The sequence below is a fragment of the Edwardsiella piscicida genome (genome assembly GCF_001896205.1).
Classification (GTDB): domain Bacteria; phylum Pseudomonadota; class Gammaproteobacteria; order Enterobacterales; family Enterobacteriaceae; genus Edwardsiella; species Edwardsiella piscicida.
Genome location: NZ_MPNU01000001.1, coordinates 2,329,309 through 2,345,239, shown reverse-complemented (window position 1 = coordinate 2,345,239; position 15,931 = coordinate 2,329,309). Strand labels below are relative to the sequence as shown.

Genomic DNA, 15,931 nt, shown 5'->3' with positions numbered 1-15,931 from the left:
TGTCGTGTATTTTCTCAATGCGCTGATTATATTCAGCCTATTACGAGGCTGCGTCAAAATCGTGTTTTTTTACGCGGCAGTTTATGGGGTAGCGCAGCGTTTTTAAACGATTTACAGATAACTTATTGGTTTTAAAGGAGTGTTTCGGTGCGATGCCGGCGCGTGAGGATATCGGTACACGCCAACCGCCTTATCAATATTTCCGCATTAAGTAACATTTACACTATTCATTCTTTCGGCAAAAAACAGTAAACTGAGACAGTTTGGTATAAAAGTATGCTGTTGTTTCCTCTAGCTGGGAGATTTATCTTTGATTAGCGTTCTTCTTGTTGATGACCACGAACTGGTGCGCGCAGGGATCCGACGCATTCTTGAAGATATCAAAGGGATTAAAGTGGTAGGCGAGGCGCAGTGCGGCGAAGATGCGGTGAAGTGGTGCCGCAGCAACTGTGCAGATATCGTATTGATGGACATGAACATGCCGGGCATCGGCGGGCTGGAGGCCACACGTAAGATCCTACGGGTAAAGCCGGAGATCAAAGTCATCATGCTGACCATTCATACGGAAAATCCGCTGCCGGCGAAGGTGATGCAGGCCGGCGCGTTCGGCTATCTGAGCAAAGGGGCGGCGCCGCAGGAGATGATCAGCGCGATCCGGGCGGTATACGCCGGTCAGCGCTATATCGCCTCTGATATCGCCCAGCAGATGGCGCTGAGCCAGCTGACGCCGCAGAGTGAATCCCCGTTTGGCTCGCTTTCTGAGCGCGAGCTACAGATTATGTTGATGATCACCAAAGGCAGCAAGGTGACCGAGATTTCTGAACAGCTGAATCTGAGCCCAAAAACAGTGAACAGCTATCGTTACCGTATGTTCAGCAAGCTGAACATCAGCGGGGATGTCGAGTTAACCCACCTGGCTATCCGTCACGGGCTGTGCAACGCAGAGAAAATCTTGAGCAGTGAGTGAGCGCTTTGATGCGGTCGCCTTCCTAAAGACGGTGACCAACCAACCGGGTGTATACCGGATGTACGATGCCGGCGCAGAGGTTATTTATGTCGGTAAGGCAAAAGATCTCAAAAAACGCCTCGCCAGCTACTTCCGTCGCCAGCTTGCCAGCCGTAAAACCGAAGCCCTGGTACGTCAGATAGCCCAGATCGACGTGACCGTGACCCACACGGAAACGGAGGCGCTGCTGCTGGAGCACAATTACATCAAGCGCTACCAGCCCCGCTATAACGTGCTGCTGCGCGACGACAAATCCTACCCCCTGATCTTTCTCAGCGCCGAGCGCCACCCGCGTTTGGCGGTACACCGCGGCGCCAAGCGCGCCCGGGGCGACTACTTTGGCCCGTTTCCCAACGCGAACGCGGTGCGTGAGACGCTAGCTCTGCTGCAGAAGCTGTTCCCCATTCGCCAGTGTGAAGACAGCGTCTACCGCAACCGCTCACGTCCCTGCCTGCAATACCAGATCCAGCGCTGCCTGGGCCCCTGCGTCGCCGGGCTGGTCAGCGATGAGGAGTATGCCCGCCAGGTAGAGTATGTGCGGCTGTTCCTCTCGGGAAAGGACAGTCAGGTGATCGACGCGCTGGTGGCCAGGATGGAGGAGGCCAGCCGGGCGCTGCGCTTTGAGGAGGCCGCGCGGCTGCGCGATCAAATCCAGGCGGTGCGACGGGTGACCGAGCGCCAGTTTATCTCCGGCGATCACGATGATATCGACGTGATTGGCGTCGCCTTTGAGGCGGGGATGGCCTGCATCCATGTGCTGTTTATTCGCCAGGGGCAGGTGCTGGGCAGCCGCAGCTACTTCCCTCGGGTTCCCGCCGGCACGACGTTGGCTGAGGTCCTGCAGACCTTTGTCGGCCAGTTTTACCTGCAGGGCAGTCAGATGCGCACGCTGCCGGGAGAGATCCTGATCGACTTTGCCCTGCCGGATCGCCAGCTGCTGGCGGACTCCATCAGTGAGCTGGCCGGACGACGGATCCACATCCAGTCGCAGCCGCGCGGCGATCGCGCCCGCTACCTTAAGCTGGCGCGCACCAACGCCTCGACGGCCTTGAACAGCAAGCTCTCCCAGCAGTCGACCATTCTGCAGCGCCTGGTGCAGCTGGAGCAGGTGCTGCGACGGGCGGACATTCAACGCATGGAGTGTTTTGATATCAGCCACACCATGGGGGAGGAGACGGTGGCTTCCTGCGTGGTATTCGATCGCAATGGACCGCTGCGCAGCGAATATCGGCGCTATAATATCAGTGACATTACCCCGGGCGACGACTATGCCGCCATGCGCCAGGTGCTGCGCCGTCGCTATGGTAAGGCGCTGAACGAAGAGAAAATCCCCGACGTTATTTTTATCGACGGCGGCAAGGGACAGCTGGCGCAGGCTAAGCAGGTGTTTGCCGAACTGGAGGTGCCTTGGGATACGCATCATCCGCTGCTGCTGGGGATTGCCAAAGGGAGCGATCGCAAGGCGGGGCTGGAGACGCTGTTCTTTGAAGCACAGGGGGAGGGCTTCTCTCTGGCGCCAGACTCAGCGGCGCTGCATTTGATCCAGCATATCCGCGATGAGTCGCATAACCACGCGATCGCCGGGCATCGGAAAAAACGGGCGAAGGTACGCAGCACCAGCGCGCTTGAGTCCATTGAAGGCATCGGACCCAAGCGGCGCCAGCAGCTGCTCAAATATATGGGCGGAATGCAACCGCTGCGCGATGCCAGTGTTGATGAGATCGCAAAAGTGCCCGGTATTTCAGTCGCATTGGCGGAAAAGATCCACTATGCGTTGAAACAATGAGGGCGTTGTAGCAACATAAACGCAGTATCCACGAAAGGAAGATAGTCCAGTACTATGCGATTAAATATCCCCACGTTATTAACGCTGTTCCGCGTTATATTGATTCCGTTTTTTGTTCTGGCGTTCTATCTTCCGTTTGCCTGGGCCCCCTTCGCCTGCGCGCTGATCTTTGTGGTGGCAGCGGTGACCGACTGGTTTGACGGCTATCTCGCCCGCCGCTTGAAGCAGACCACCCGCTTTGGTGCCTTCCTTGATCCGGTGGCCGATAAAGTGATGGTGGCGACGGCGCTGGTGCTGGTCACGGAGTATTACCACGTTTGGTGGGTGACCCTGCCGGCCGCGACCATGATCGCCCGCGAAATTATCATCTCTGCCCTGCGTGAGTGGATGGCGGAGATCGGCAAGCGCAGCAGCGTCGCCGTCTCTTGGATCGGCAAGGTGAAAACCACCGCGCAGATGATGGCGCTGGTCGGCCTGCTGTGGCGCCCGGACATCTATATCACCGTCGCCGGGATCGTCGCGCTGTATATCGCCGCGGTGTTGACCTTCTGGTCGATGTTCCAATACCTGAGCGCCGCCCGCAGCGATCTGCTGGACTCCTGATGACGTTGCGTTAAAAAGCGGCAAACGGGCGGCCGATGCGAAAAAGAGAGTTGACGCCGCCGGTCAGATAAGTAGAATGCATCGCATCGGACGGCAATAATGAAAAGCCAGAAGATACAACTAAATAAGTTGATTATGCGGGAATAGCTCAGTTGGTAGAGCACAACCTTGCCAAGGTTGGGGTCGCGAGTTCGAGTCTCGTTTCCCGCTCCAAATTTAAGATCTTGCTCCACGGCAGGGTCAATCAGTTTGGCGCGTTAACAAAGCGGTTATGTAGCGGATTGCAAATCCGTCTAGTCCGGTTCGACTCCGGAACGCGCCTCCATTTTATTTGTCGCCGCCCGGATGGTGGAATCGGTAGACACAAGGGATTTAAAATCCCTCGGCGTTCGCGCTGTGCGGGTTCAAGTCCCGCTCCGGGCACCATGACAAAATAGTATAAAAATCAAAACAATATGTTTTGTATTTAAGCCACCGAAAGGTGGTTTTTTTGTGTCTTAAATTTGTTCAGTGGCGATAGAGTGGCGATAAAATGGCGATAGAGTGGCAGCAGATAAAAACGCGCCACCGGCTTCTCCGTGTTTTTCTACCCGCGGTTTCCCCGCCATGCAACGTATAAACAGAAAAGCCCGCAGGTCTCCCTGCGGGCTTTTTGTGTTACTGAGGTTTGGGTGCCTTGGGGCCATGAGTTCAGACAAAGCGACAGGGGCGGCGAACCGCCCCTGTCGCTCACTTACTCGGATCCGTAGGCCATGTGAGCCACTATCTCCACTTTGCCGCTTCGGAAGCTAACGTCGCAGAGATTTTGTTTTGTCAGCAGTAATATGCCTAATAGCGTGATACTGATAACGATTAGCGCGATAAGCGCTGGTTTGTGTGGCTCCATAGCCGACTTCTCTTTGCCATTTGGCGAGTAAGTGGGCTACTATCATGTTGTCATGCATAAGAGAGGCTCCACGTTGATTTATCGTCAGGTGGGGCTTTTTCTTTGCCTGCAGGTTGCCCAGACAGACAAGTCCAAGGCATCCGCGGCTAATCTATCGCCTTTCGCTGTTCAGCGCAAATAATCACCGCATACTCATTCTGCCGCCGCGTAGTCTACGGTCCGTTTTGCGTGGGGTTTCTGCGGAGGGTCGCGATACGGTCACTGGCTTGCCTATGCGGCTGCCCCTCAGCTTTCTCGTTGCGATGAAATGGCGATAGGGTGGCGACGTAGCCATGCAACGTATAAACAGAAAAGCCCGCAGGTTTCCCTGCGGGCTTTTTGTGTTACAGAGGTTTGGGTGCCTTGGGGCCATGCGTTCGACAAAGCGATCGGGGCGGCGAACCGCCCCTGTCGCTCACTTACTCGGATCCGTAGGCCATGTGAGCCACTATCTCCACTTTGCCGTTTCGGAAGCTAACCTCGCAGAGACTCTTGTTTGTCAGTAGCAACACGCCCAGCAGGGTGATGCTAATAACGATCAGCGCGATGAGCGCTGGCTTTTGTGGCTCCATAGCCGACTTCTCCTTGCCATTTGGCGAGTAAGTGGGCTACTATCATGTTGTCTGTGCATGAGAGAAGCTCCACGTTGATTTATCGTCAGGTGGGGCTTTTTCTTTGCCTGCTGGTTGCCCAGACAGACAAGTCCAAGGCACCCGCGGCTAATCTATCGTCTTTCCCTCTTCTGCGCAAATAACCAAAAAATAACGCCCGTCGAGCGAGTTAGGCCCTTGGGTTTTGGGTGCTACAGAGCTATTGCACACCCCCTCATAAACTCACTTTTTGGTGAGATTAAAAAATTATCTGGGGAAAACTCTCTGGTTTTATGACATAGCTCAGCGATAGGTCAGCACAGACAATTTGATGTGTGTTCGTATCAACGGCTAGATGCGGCTTTCGTCAGATACGACGGCGCCATTTATCATTTTTTACTTGCTATGGTTTATTTGGAATAGGTCTCCATATTTTCCAGAGAATCAACACATTCATCAAATCAATATTAATCGATTGGCTCATATTGTTCTGGTGGTATTTATTTATTGGGTGTATGTAACAAAGTTTGGTGAAAATCAAAAAATTCCGATAATAACTGAATTAATTTCGGATCTTTCTGAAATAAATATAATTGCCTTGCTTTTCGTTCTGGAATATTGATCAATGACTGCACCTTAGTCTAGCTGGCGTTTAGGTATTTCTTGGGCCGCTACAGTGATATAAACAGGATGGGGTGTATGGCAGAGAGTTTCCAGGGTGAGGTGCCGAAGGCACGGGTTAATATTAAATTAGATCTGCACACGGGACAGGCAAAAAAACAGGTTGAATTACCCTTGAAGTTACTGGCGGTAGGCGACTTCAGCAATGGCCAGGAGCAGCGACCTTTATCCGAACGGAGTAAGGTTGACGTTAATAAAAACAATTTTAACAACGTGCTGGCCGATATCCACCCGAGCGTCAGAATGCGCGTTGAAAACACCCTGACTGGTGAAGGGCAAGACACCGCTATTTCGCTTGCATTTCAGCATATTGATGACTTCTCACCGGAGCAGGTTGCCCGTCAGATCCCACAGCTGCGCGCGATGTTGGCCATGCGCAATTTGCTGCGCGATCTGAAATCTAACCTCCTGGACAATACGGCATTTCGTAAAGAGCTGGAGCTGATTTTAAAAGATCCGACATTGAGTGATGAGCTGCGTAATGAGCTGTCCGCTCTGGCGCCAAAGCAGGCGTAATCGCTGATTTATTAATGGATTAATACGAGAGAATGCTAATGTCTGTACAGAATACTACCTCAGAGTCGGGTGAGCGTCTTGCGCTGGAAAAGGCCGCGGGCGGTAATGTGTATGCCTCACTGTTTGAAAAAATTAATTTAACGCCGGTGGAACGGCTCAGCGATATTCATATTTGGCAGGATAGCCAAGCGATGGCAGAAGCCAGCGCGGATGAGCGTATTACCGCGGCGATGCAGGTTTTTTTGCAGCGTCTCAAGCAGTCGGGGACGTCAATTGAAAAGCTGGATAAGACATTATTGGATCATCATATTGCCGAATTAGATCACCAGATCAGTCGACAGCTGGATGCCGTGATGCACCACCCCGAATTTCAACAGGTGGAGTCGCTGTGGCGCGGTTTAAAATCGTTAGTCGATAAGACTGACTTTCGCCAGAATGTGAAGCTGGAAATCCTTGACCTGTCTAAAGACGATTTACGCCAGGATTTTGAAGACGCGCCGGAGATTATTCAGAGCGGCTTATACCGACAGACCTATATCGCCGAATACGATACGCCGGGGGGAGAGCCGATAGGTGCGCTGATCTCAGCCTATGAATTTGATGCGTCGGCTCAGGATATGGCGTTACTGCGTAATATTTCTAAGGTGTCTGCGGCGGCGCATATGCCATTTATTGGTGCCGTGGGGCCGGCGTTCTTCCTCAAGGATTCAATGGAAGAGGTCGCGGCGATCAAGGATATCGGCAATTACTTCGATCGGGCTGAGTACATCAAATGGCAGTCCTTTCGTGAAACGGATGATGCGCGCTATATCGGCTTAACGCTGCCACGGGTACTGGGGCGTTTGCCCTATGGCCCGGATACCGTCCCGGTGCGCAGCTTTAACTATGTGGAGGAGGTCAAGGGGCCGGATCACAGTAAATACCTGTGGACCAATGCGGCATTTTCCTTTGCGGCCAACATGGTGCGCAGCTTCATCAACAACGGCTGGTGTATACAGATCCGCGGCCCGCAGGCCGGCGGTGCCGTTCAGGATCTGCCTATCCACCTGTACGATCTGGGTACCGGTAATCAGGTGAAGATCCCGTCGGAGGTGATGATCCCGGAGACCCGTGAGTTTGAGTTTGCCAATTTGGGCTTTATTCCGCTCTCCTACTATAAGAACCGCGACTACGCGTGTTTCTTCTCCGCCAACTCGGCGCAAAAGCCGGCTATTTACGATACCCCGGATGCGACGGCGAATAGCCGCATCAATGCGCGTCTGCCGTATATCTTCCTGCTGTCGCGTATTGCGCATTATCTGAAGCTGATCCAGCGTGAAAACATCGGCACCACTAAGGATCGGCGCCTGCTTGAGCTGGAGCTGAATAACTGGATCCGCGGACTGGTGACCGAAATGACCGATCCGGGCGACGCGCTGCAGGCGTCACACCCGCTACGCGACGGCAACGTGGTGGTGGAGGATATTGAAGACAACCCGGGCTTCTTCCGCGTGAAACTCTTCGCCGTGCCGCACTTTCAGGTCGAAGGGATGGACGTCAATCTGTCGCTGGTTTCTCAGATGCCTAAAGCGAAATCATAAGGCGAGGGAACGTCAGGGATGAAGATTTTTCGCCCACTTTGGGAGGATGGGGCCGCTCTGGCCCCGCAACAGTTCCAGCAGCAGGCCCACTGGAGTGCGTACGTTGCCGACAGGGTCGCACGGATGGGAATTTCTCATCCCTGGGGCGTGGCTGTGGCTGAATTTGATGATGCCGCGCTAGCGCTTTCGCGCCTGAATGCTACCCGTCTGGTGGTCCGTTTCCAGGATGGCACGATTGTTGATACGGATTTGGCAGATACGCTTCCGCCAGTCTGTGATTTATCCGCCGCCTCCGGCGCTGAATCCATTGACGTGGTTGCCGCGCTGCCACTGCTGAGCGCCAGTGGCGGCAACCTGGATAATGGTCAGGACAGTGAGCGCCCGCGCCGCTGGAAAGCTGAGCGCGTTGTGGTCCAGGATCTGGTCGGGCATGAAAGTGGTGAGCTGGCCATTCTGCGTCATGCCATTACGCTTCGTCTGTCCTCGCAGGAAAATAGCGCCTACCTGACCTGTCCGGTCGCTCGCCTAGCACGTAACGCCCTGGGGCTGTGGAGCCGTGACCCGGCCTTTATCCCGCCGATGCTGTCGGCTACGGCAAGCCCTGTGCTAATGACTGAACTGGGCGACCTGCTGGTGCGCCTGCAGGCGCGGCGTACGCGACTGATGGCGATGCGGCGTGAAAGCAACGAGCGTATGGCCGATTTTGCCGTGGCTGATGTCTCTCTGTTCTGGTTGCTTAATGCGCTGAACAGCGCCGAGCCCGTGCTAGTCGAACTGCTGCAGACTCCGGGACGTCATCCAGAGTTGCTGTATCGTGAGCTGGCCCGTCTTGCGGGCAGTCTACTGACGTTTTCACTGGAGCATGGTGCCGGTGATATTCCTGTTTATCAGCATGATATGCCTGAACGTGTGTTCCCGCCGTTACTGACGCTGCTTGATAAGCTGCTGGAAGCCAGCCTGCCATCGCGAGTGATCAGCATTCAGCTTGAGCATCAGGAGCAAATGTGGAAAGGCACCTTGCACGATGCGCGCCTGCGCGAAGGGGCCGATTTCTATCTCTCCGTGCGCTCCTCCATGCCGAATCATGAACTGCAGACCAAATTCCCGCTGTTGTGTAAGGCGGGTAGCTTTGCCGATGTCTCAGATGTGGTGAATGTGGCCCTGAGCGGGATGATGATCAAACCGCTGACGCATGTGCCGGCGGCAATTCCTTTGCGCCTAGAGAACCAGTACTTCTCACTGGATCTGAGCTCAGAGGCGGCCCGTAGCATGCTGGAAATGGGAAGCTGCACCCTCTACACCCCGCGCTCGCTGGGGGAGGTAAAACTTGAACTCTTCGCGGTGTTGCGCACATGAATAGACCCGGTATCAGTCAAATTGAGCAGATTTTTTATCCGGGCTGGCTGATGGCCAGTCAGCTGCGCGGTGGACAGGAAGTCCGAGATGGAGAGGGGCTCTATCGCCGGGCCTGCCGTCTGGTGCAGGAGGCGAGAACTGCGCTGGCGGAGGCCGGCTACAGCGATATCAGCCGGGATCACATGGTATACGCCCTATGTGCCCTGCTTGATGAGAGTGTTCTGAACCGGGGAACCCTCGATGACGGTTACCTGAACTGGCGCCGCGACCCACTTCAGGCCCACTTCTTTGGCACCCTGAACGCCGGGGAGGAGCTGTGGGAGCGTATCCGCAACCTGCTGAAAGCGTCCGCCCCGGACACCGCCGTACTCACCTGCATGTACCGTACTCTGCAGCTGGGGTTCGTCGGTCAGTATCGCGCCCAGGATGACGAGCGCCGTGAAGACGTGGTACGTGCGCTGGGGGAACGGGTGCCGGCCTTTACGGTTGCCCAGGATGCGCCGATGGTTATCCGAGCATCCCACCTGCGCAGCGGCCGCCGACTGTTCTGGATCTCCTGGATTATCGGGGCGGCGGCCCTGGCGGCGCTGTGGTGCATTCTTTCCTCCTCTCTCACCGACCTGGTGGGCCAGACGATCAGGCTGGGGTAACGGATGCGTGATGTTTACCGAGGTCTGTTAACTGCCTTGGCGGGCGTACTGGCACTGTGGCTTATCTTGGGCTTCTGGCCGCTGTCGGTCGGGAGTCGTGTGGCATTCAGCCTGCTGGTCTCTCTGGTATGCGGTGTGATGCTCTGGCGTCAGCAGCGGGCATCGCAGCGGCGAACTCAGGCGCTGAGGGCGACGGTGGACGAGAGCCTGCCGCCGGAAGCGTTTAAGGGATCCGTCATTCTGGTCTGTGGCGATAGCGGCGCGCTTTTCGCTGGGGAGATGCAGCATCGTGAGACGCGTCAGGGGTGGTATCTGCGCGTAAACGACGCCGATCAGTTGCCCGAGCTGGCGCAGTACCTGTGTCAGGCTCGCCCAGCGCTGGAGCCACAACTCTCCGTATTGCTGGCCGTATTGCCAGAGCGTCATACCCGGGACGCTGATTTTACTCAGCATCTGCTCCGCTGGCAGCGTGCGGTGGCGCAGTGTCGCGTGGCGCTTGGCTGGCTTCCGCCATTGTGGGTGGTGGCGTGGCTGTCACCGCCGGCCGCGGGTGCAGATATGGGACCGGTCTGGTTTACCACCCTCAGCCAGCGGTCGGGTATTCAGGTGTATCAGCCTGGACGGGGTCATCAGACTCTGACCGATTGGGGTCGGGATCCGGCGGCGGACGAGCGCCTTTCCCGCTTGAGTCAGGGGCTGTGGCTTGACCGTGGGCTCGCCTGGCTGAATCGCACCGTTATCCGCCCGTTGTCGGCCCGCCACGGTGATTTGCCGACGATGAAACCCTGTGCATTCGGCCTATGTCTGGTGCCGGTGAAGGGGGGTGCCGATAACCTCTGGCAGCATCACATCGCCTCTGTCACTGCGCTGCCACCAGATGCGATGGATAACGATGCGCCTTTGCCGTTGCCTGAGCTTCTGCTGCCGGCGCTGCCGCGTCGGCGTGGTGTCAGCCTTCAGATGGTGTTCTGGCGCTATGCCGGGCTGCTGGGGGGGATTTTCCTGGCGCTGGCGATGCTGGCATCCTGGGTAAACAACCAGCGTTTGATCCGCAATGTCGGTGACCATCTTGCCTTATATCACCATCTTACCGGCACACCCGTCGCGCCGAAGCTCCGTGCGCAGCAGCGGCTGCGCGCCGATGGCGCACGGCTGGACGACTGGCAGCGTCGCGGTGAGCCTGTGCGCTATCGCCTCGGGCTGTATCAGGGGCTGCGTCTGCTTCCCGTCGTGGAGGCGGCAGTAAACGACTGGGCGCCACCTCCGCCGTTATCTCCGCATTCATCTTCACCTCCTGTTATTGAACACACGATCCCGGCGGCGCCGAAAACCATTCGCCTTGACAGCCTGTCGCTGTTCGATCCCGGTAAATCGGTGCTGAAAGCGGGCTCCAGCAAAATGCTGGTCAACGCGCTGGTCGATATCCGAGCCAAAAACGGCTGGCTGATCGTCGTCCGTGGCTACACCGACAGCACCGGCAGCCGCGCACTGAATTACACGCTGTCGCAGCAACGCGCTGAATCCGTACGCAACTGGATACGGGATACCGGCGATGTGCCGGAGCGCTGTTTTGCGGTTCAGGGATATGGAGCGGACCGTCCCATCGCAACCAATGACACCGCGGCGGGGCGTGCGCTCAACCGCCGTGTCGAAATCAGCCTGGTACCCCAGGCCAACGCCTGCCAGATACCGGGCAACACCCTCAGGTCATCGCAGAATGATGACGGTAATAACACTGTAATGGAGTAAATCTCATGGCAATTCCTGTTTATCTGTGGCTGAAAGACGACGGCGGCGCGGCCATTAAAGGGTCCGTGGACGTTCAGGATCGTGATGGCAGCATCGAGGTGGTGGCGCAGCAGCATAACCTGTATATCCCGACCGATAACAATACCGGCAAGCTGACCGGCACCCGTATCCACACCCCGTTCCTGTTCACCAAGGAAATCGACTCCGCCAGTCCGTACCTGTACAAGGCGGTGACCACCGGACAGACCCTGAAGTCCGCGGAGTTCAAGTGGTACAAAATCAACGACGCGGGCCAGGAGGTGGAGTACTTCAACACCAAACTGGAAAACGTGAAGGTGGTGAAAGTGAATCCGGTGATGCATGACATCAAGGATCCGGCCTACGAGAAGCACAACCACCTGGAGCAGATCGAACTGCGCTACGAAAAAATCACCTGGACCTACAAAGACGGCAACATCATTCACTCCGACTCCTGGAACGAGCGCGCCACCGCCTAAGCCCGATGCGGACAGGGTTTCCTGTCCGCAGTTTTTGCTGAGTGCCTGTCGTAAACGGGCGTTCAGCAAAGAAACCCACAGTCTGCCTGCTCGACCGTATGCGCTTCGGTCCCCGGAACGGGAAACAGCGAAGGGCGGTAGCGTGTCCCGGAACCGATAAAGAGAGAACGTCATGGAAAATCCCGCCATCCTGCTACGTCGACTACATCCTTACTGCGCCCGTGCGCTGGAAGGTGCCGCCTCCCTGTGCCAGACCCGCGGCCATGCGGAGATCCTGCCTGAGCACTGGCTGCTTAAGCTGCTGGAGCAGGGCGAAGGCGACCTAACGGTGCTGGCGCGCCGCTACGAATGGGATATGGATGCCTTGTGGCAGGATCTGCTGGCCTGGCTGGATAAACAGCCGCGTTCGGTGCGCAGCCGCCCGCAGCTATCCGCCGCTATCCAGACGCTGATGCAGCAGGCCTGGCTGCTGGCCTCGCTGAACAGCGAAGAGCGCATCCGCAGTGTGCACCTGCTGATGGCGCTGGTGGAGACACCGAGCCTGGCGCGCTGCGATGGCCTGTGGCCGCTGCTGACCCTGGGCCAGCGTCAGCTTGAGCGCCTGCGCCCGCTGCTGGATGCGCAGTCGGACGAACGCCCGGATAGACCGCCGGCGTCGGCGCTTGCGCAGAGTCACGCTGAGGATAGGGCGGGAGCTGAACACCCGGCCGACGCGCAGAGAAATGCGGGCGAACTCAGCCCGGCCCTGCGGAGCGCCCTGGATAAGTTCACTCTCGACGTTACCGCCAAAGCGAAAGCGGGTAGCATCGACCCGGTCTTCGGCCGTGACAGCGAAATTCGCCAGATGGTCGATATTCTCTCGCGCCGGCGTAAGAACAACCCAATCCTGGTGGGGGAGCCGGGGGTGGGTAAAACCGCACTGGTCGAAGGCCTGGCGCTGCGCATCGCCGAGGGCAACGTACCGGACGCCCTTAAGCCGGTCGTCCTGCGCACCTTTGACCTCGGCCTGTTGCAGGCGGGGGCGGGGGTGAAAGGCGAGTTTGAACAGCGCCTGAAAAACGTGATCGACGCCGTGCAGCAGTCGTCGGTGCCTGTCCTGCTGTTTATCGACGAAGCGCACACCATCATCGGCGCCGGTAACCAGGCCGGCGGCGCGGATGCGGCTAATCTGCTGAAACCCGCCCTGGCGCGCGGTGAGCTGCGCACTATCGCCGCCACCACCTGGTCTGAATATAAGCAGTACTTCGAGCGCGACGCCGCGCTGGAGCGCCGTTTCCAGCGGGTGTTGGTGGACGAACCGGATGATGACACCGCCTGCCTGATGCTGCGCGGCCTGAAGTCCCGCTACGCCGAACACCACGGTGTGCACATTACCGATGCCGCGGTGCGCGCCGCCGTCACGCTGTCGCGCCGCTACCTGACCGGGCGTCAGCTGCCGGATAAAGCCGTGGATCTGCTGGACACCGCCGCCGCCCGCGTACGTATGAGCCTGGATACCGTGCCGGAGGCGATCGCTCTCCTGAGCGCGCAGCGGACGGCGCTGGAATTAGAAGCGCAGGCGCTGCGGGACGATGCCGCCGTCGGCGACAGCCAACAGGGTGAGCGCCTGTGCGCTATCGCCCGGCAGCAGAGCGCGCTGGAAAACCGCCTGCAGCAGCAGCAGGCACGCTTTGAACAGCAAAAAGAGATCGCCCTGCAGCTGATGGCCAGCCGTCAAGATATCAGTCAGCGGGCCGACATGTGTGCGCTGCAGCGGCAGCTGGATCGGGCGCGGCAGGATGACGGGCTGATCCAGATTGATGTCGATCCCCGCGCGGTGGCCAACGTGATTGCCGACTGGACCGGCGTGCCGCTCTCCGCGCTGATGAAAGACGAGCAGAGTGAACTGCTGACCCTGGAGGCTGCCATCGGCCAGCGGGTGGTGGGGCAAGATATCGCCCTGATGGCCATCGCGCAGCGCCTGCGCGCGGCCAAAACCGGCCTGACGTCGGAAAACGGCCCGCAGGGGGTGTTCCTGCTGGTGGGGCCCAGCGGCGTCGGTAAAACCGAAACCGCCCTGGCGCTGGCCGATGTGCTGTACGGCGGCGAGAAGTCGCTGATCACCATCAACTTGTCCGAATACCAGGAGCCGCACACCGTTTCCCAACTCAAAGGCTCACCGCCGGGCTACGTCGGCTACGGTCAGGGCGGCATCCTCACCGAAGCGGTGCGTAAGCGCCCGTACAGCGTGGTGCTGCTGGATGAAGTGGAAAAGGCGCACCGCGACGTGATGAGCCTGTTCTATCAGGTGTTCGATCGCGGCGTCATGCGCGACGGCGAGGGGCGTGAAATCGACTTTCGCAACACCGTCATTCTGATGACCGCCAACCTGGGCAGCGACCCGCTGATGCAGCGGCTCGATGAACGGCCAGACGCCAGCGAGGCGGCGCTGTATGAGCTGCTGCACCCGATCCTGCGCGCCCACTTCCAGCCCGCGCTGCTGGCCCGCTTTCAAACCGTGATCTACCGGCCGCTGAATGAGCCTGCCATGCGCAGCATCGTGGCAATGAAGCTCGACCAGGTCAGCAAGCGCCTCAACCGCCACTACGGCCTGACCACGCAGATTGATGAAAGCCTATACGACGCGCTGACCGCCGCCTGCCTGCTGCCGGATACCGGCGCGCGCAACGTCGACAGCCTGCTCAATCAACAGATCCTGCCGGTGCTCAGCCAGCAGCTGCTGGCCCACATGGCGGCCAGACAGAAACCTCAGTCGCTATGCCTTAGCTGGAGTGAGGAAGAGGGTATCGGGCTGGAGTTTTTAGGCGCGGCTGAAGCTAATCCGGAGGTAGGGAATGTCCATTCATGATGCCAGTGGGAAGAAAAAGAAGGACGACAAGAAGCAGGAGGATGATTCTGTCAGAAAACTGACCACCGGGGAAATCGCCTTAGCCAGAACAGTATTCGGTAACCGGATCGATTACGAGATGGTGAAAATTCATCATGGCAGTTATCTGCCATTTGGATTGCAGGGTGAGAATGTGGCAATGACACCTAATGGTGAAATATATTTCATTAATCAGTACCAGGATGATTTTTCACAATCGACGTATTCGCTTCAACATCTGTTTATTCACGAAATGAGTCATATCTGGCAGCGTGAAAAAGGAATGAATGTTATTGGAAGAGGGCTTGTAAGCTGGCTTGTCAGCTACCGCTACACCCTTGATGGTCGTCTGTTAAGCGATTATCCAATGGAACAGCAGGCGCAGATAATTGCCGATAATTTTGTTTTACAGACATTTGGCTATGAAATCTGGTGGCACCTTGAAAATGGAAAATATCCCGATATTACGCTTGATGGTGACACGTCTGAGGCAGAAATACGCGAAGGGTATAAAAATTCCCTGAGAGGTTTTCCATGGTAAGCGTGAGCCATTTTCGAAAAATTATCTTTATCGTTTCATTAGGCATTTTTTCGGTAGCCCTGACAGGGTGTCCGGGGCCTGGCGACAGAATGAGCTTGGATGAAACTGCGCAGGTAAGCAGGCAGGGTAATGACGTTTGCATGAGTATTAATGATGCGCGAGATTATCAGCCTGCAGACATGGGAATCAATCTTCGGGGAACGCCGCCTAAAGAGAAAAAATTCAACTTCTCGCCAGGCCTTAAGATTATTGATGGTGCATTGTGCATTCCTTCGTCTTACTACCACTTTATGGATAGTAATAAATACATTGTTGAATTCGTGCTTCATTCAGCAGGCAACAAAGATGAATCCCGGAATTTTGTTGTCGGAGTAGGTGTTAATAAAGCCAAGGTATATAACTTTCCTTTAACCGATCGCGAAATCTCAAGACCTTATGGCTCAATTAAAGTTTCTGAATAGTACCCTAGCATAACATCATGAATATTTTTATCTTTTTAACTTTAGTGGTGGCGGGAGTGCTGTTTCTTCCGGATACATACTTTTACACATTTGTTAAGCGCTTTATCCCCATTAGTGGCGACGG

At 56.6% G+C, this 15,931-nt stretch carries 14 protein-coding genes, 3 tRNA genes and 1 pseudogene; 15 read left to right on the top strand and 3 right to left on the bottom strand.

The genetic code is table 11. The features are described from left to right. Positions 1 to 310: 310 nt before the first annotated feature. The 6 genes from uvrY (at position 311) to BRD58_RS10740 (ending at position 3,821) form a co-directional block, all read left to right on the top strand. Positions 311 to 967 (top strand): UvrY/SirA/GacA family response regulator transcription factor, encoded by a 657-nt coding sequence (gene uvrY / locus BRD58_RS10765; protein ID WP_012848880.1) that lies wholly within the window; start codon positions 311 to 313, stop codon positions 965 to 967. Further along, positions 960 to 2,792 (top strand): excinuclease ABC subunit UvrC, encoded by a 1,833-nt coding sequence (gene uvrC, locus BRD58_RS10760; protein ID WP_015461696.1) that lies wholly within the window; start codon positions 960 to 962, stop codon positions 2,790 to 2,792. Before uvrY ends, uvrC begins: the two co-directional genes overlap by 8 nt. A gap of 54 nt (positions 2,793 to 2,846) precedes the next feature. After that, positions 2,847 to 3,395, top strand: coding sequence for a CDP-diacylglycerol--glycerol-3-phosphate 3-phosphatidyltransferase (gene pgsA / locus BRD58_RS10755; RefSeq protein WP_012848878.1), 549 nt, complete (start codon positions 2,847 to 2,849; stop codon positions 3,393 to 3,395). A gap of 137 nt (positions 3,396 to 3,532) precedes the next feature. Further along, positions 3,533 to 3,608: transfer RNA gene (locus tag BRD58_RS10750), tRNA-Gly, on the top strand. A 38-nt stretch (positions 3,609 to 3,646) separates the two neighbouring features. Continuing rightward, positions 3,647 to 3,720: transfer RNA gene (locus BRD58_RS10745), tRNA-Cys, on the top strand. Positions 3,721 to 3,734: 14 nt separating this feature from the next. Next, positions 3,735 to 3,821: transfer RNA gene (locus BRD58_RS10740), tRNA-Leu, on the top strand. 307 nt (positions 3,822 to 4,128) lie between these two features. On the opposite strand, the gene BRD58_RS10735 is transcribed toward BRD58_RS10740, so the two are convergent. The 3 genes and pseudogenes from BRD58_RS10735 to BRD58_RS18385 all read right to left on the bottom strand — a co-directional run. Then, positions 4,129 to 4,281, bottom strand: coding sequence for a Hok/Gef family protein (locus tag BRD58_RS10735; protein WP_071890301.1), 153 nt, complete (start codon positions 4,279 to 4,281; stop codon positions 4,129 to 4,131). A gap of 458 nt (positions 4,282 to 4,739) precedes the next feature. Next, positions 4,740 to 4,892, bottom strand: coding sequence for a Hok/Gef family protein (locus BRD58_RS10730; RefSeq protein WP_071890298.1), 153 nt, complete (start codon positions 4,890 to 4,892; stop codon positions 4,740 to 4,742). Positions 4,893 to 5,175: 283 nt separating this feature from the next. Continuing rightward, positions 5,176 to 5,277, bottom strand: a pseudogene (locus tag BRD58_RS18385) (IS5/IS1182 family transposase); the annotation flags it as partial. A gap of 332 nt (positions 5,278 to 5,609) precedes the next feature. On the opposite strand from BRD58_RS18385, the gene tssB reads away from it, so the two are divergent. From tssB to BRD58_RS10685, 9 genes are all read left to right on the top strand, one after another. Continuing rightward, positions 5,610 to 6,107, top strand: coding sequence for a type VI secretion system contractile sheath small subunit (tssB, locus tag BRD58_RS10725; protein WP_069578766.1), 498 nt, complete (start codon positions 5,610 to 5,612; stop codon positions 6,105 to 6,107). Positions 6,108 to 6,139: 32 nt separating this feature from the next. Then, on the top strand, positions 6,140 to 7,687 hold the full coding sequence (gene tssC, locus BRD58_RS10720; RefSeq protein WP_073382889.1) for a type VI secretion system contractile sheath large subunit: 1,548 nt from the start codon (positions 6,140 to 6,142) through the stop codon (positions 7,685 to 7,687). Positions 7,688 to 7,705: 18 nt separating this feature from the next. Further along, complete coding sequence (gene tssK, locus BRD58_RS10715) at positions 7,706 to 9,043, top strand: type VI secretion system baseplate subunit TssK (protein WP_015461691.1); 1,338 nt, start codon at positions 7,706 to 7,708, stop codon at positions 9,041 to 9,043. Further along, entirely contained in the window at positions 9,040 to 9,693 is a 654-nt protein-coding gene (tssL, locus tag BRD58_RS10710) for a type VI secretion system protein TssL, short form (protein ID WP_015461690.1), read from the top strand. Before tssK ends, tssL begins: the two co-directional genes overlap by 4 nt. Before the next feature lie 3 nt (positions 9,694 to 9,696). After that, on the top strand, positions 9,697 to 11,442 hold the full coding sequence (locus BRD58_RS10705; protein WP_162274055.1) for an OmpA family protein: 1,746 nt from the start codon (positions 9,697 to 9,699) through the stop codon (positions 11,440 to 11,442). A 5-nt stretch (positions 11,443 to 11,447) separates the two neighbouring features. After that, positions 11,448 to 11,939: a type VI secretion system effector Hcp gene (gene hcp, locus BRD58_RS10700; RefSeq protein WP_015461688.1), complete on the top strand. Its 492-nt coding sequence runs from the start codon at positions 11,448 to 11,450 to the stop codon at positions 11,937 to 11,939. 172 nt (positions 11,940 to 12,111) lie between these two features. Beyond that, positions 12,112 to 14,787: a type VI secretion system ATPase TssH gene (gene tssH, locus BRD58_RS10695; protein ID WP_073382884.1), complete on the top strand. Its 2,676-nt coding sequence runs from the start codon at positions 12,112 to 12,114 to the stop codon at positions 14,785 to 14,787. Beyond that, positions 14,774 to 15,346: a hypothetical protein gene (locus tag BRD58_RS10690; RefSeq protein ID WP_015461686.1), complete on the top strand. Its 573-nt coding sequence runs from the start codon at positions 14,774 to 14,776 to the stop codon at positions 15,344 to 15,346. The genes tssH and BRD58_RS10690 overlap by 14 nt, the downstream gene beginning before the upstream one ends. Continuing rightward, positions 15,340 to 15,807, top strand: a complete 468-nt coding sequence (locus BRD58_RS10685) for a putative T6SS immunity periplasmic lipoprotein (RefSeq protein WP_078057742.1) — start codon at positions 15,340 to 15,342, stop codon at positions 15,805 to 15,807. Before BRD58_RS10690 ends, BRD58_RS10685 begins: the two co-directional genes overlap by 7 nt. Positions 15,808 to 15,931: the final 124 nt, after the last annotated feature.

Coding starts and splice junctions, on each gene's coding strand:
- pgsA (WP_012848878.1), top strand. CDS start 2,847: ATGCGATTAAATATCCCCACGTTATTAACGCTGTTCCGCGTTATATTG.
- BRD58_RS10735 (WP_071890301.1), bottom strand. CDS start 4,281: ATGGAGCCACACAAACCAGCGCTTATCGCGCTAATCGTTATCAGTATC.
- BRD58_RS10730 (WP_071890298.1), bottom strand. CDS start 4,892: ATGGAGCCACAAAAGCCAGCGCTCATCGCGCTGATCGTTATTAGCATC.
- tssB (WP_069578766.1), top strand. CDS start 5,610: ATGGCAGAGAGTTTCCAGGGTGAGGTGCCGAAGGCACGGGTTAATATT.
- tssC (WP_073382889.1), top strand. CDS start 6,140: ATGCTAATGTCTGTACAGAATACTACCTCAGAGTCGGGTGAGCGTCTT.
- tssK (WP_015461691.1), top strand. CDS start 7,706: ATGAAGATTTTTCGCCCACTTTGGGAGGATGGGGCCGCTCTGGCCCCG.
- tssL (WP_015461690.1), top strand. CDS start 9,040: ATGAATAGACCCGGTATCAGTCAAATTGAGCAGATTTTTTATCCGGGC.
- BRD58_RS10705 (WP_162274055.1), top strand. CDS start 9,697: ATGCGTGATGTTTACCGAGGTCTGTTAACTGCCTTGGCGGGCGTACTG.
- hcp (WP_015461688.1), top strand. CDS start 11,448: ATGGCAATTCCTGTTTATCTGTGGCTGAAAGACGACGGCGGCGCGGCC.
- tssH (WP_073382884.1), top strand. CDS start 12,112: ATGGAAAATCCCGCCATCCTGCTACGTCGACTACATCCTTACTGCGCC.
- BRD58_RS10690 (WP_015461686.1), top strand. CDS start 14,774: ATGTCCATTCATGATGCCAGTGGGAAGAAAAAGAAGGACGACAAGAAG.
- BRD58_RS10685 (WP_078057742.1), top strand. CDS start 15,340: ATGGTAAGCGTGAGCCATTTTCGAAAAATTATCTTTATCGTTTCATTA.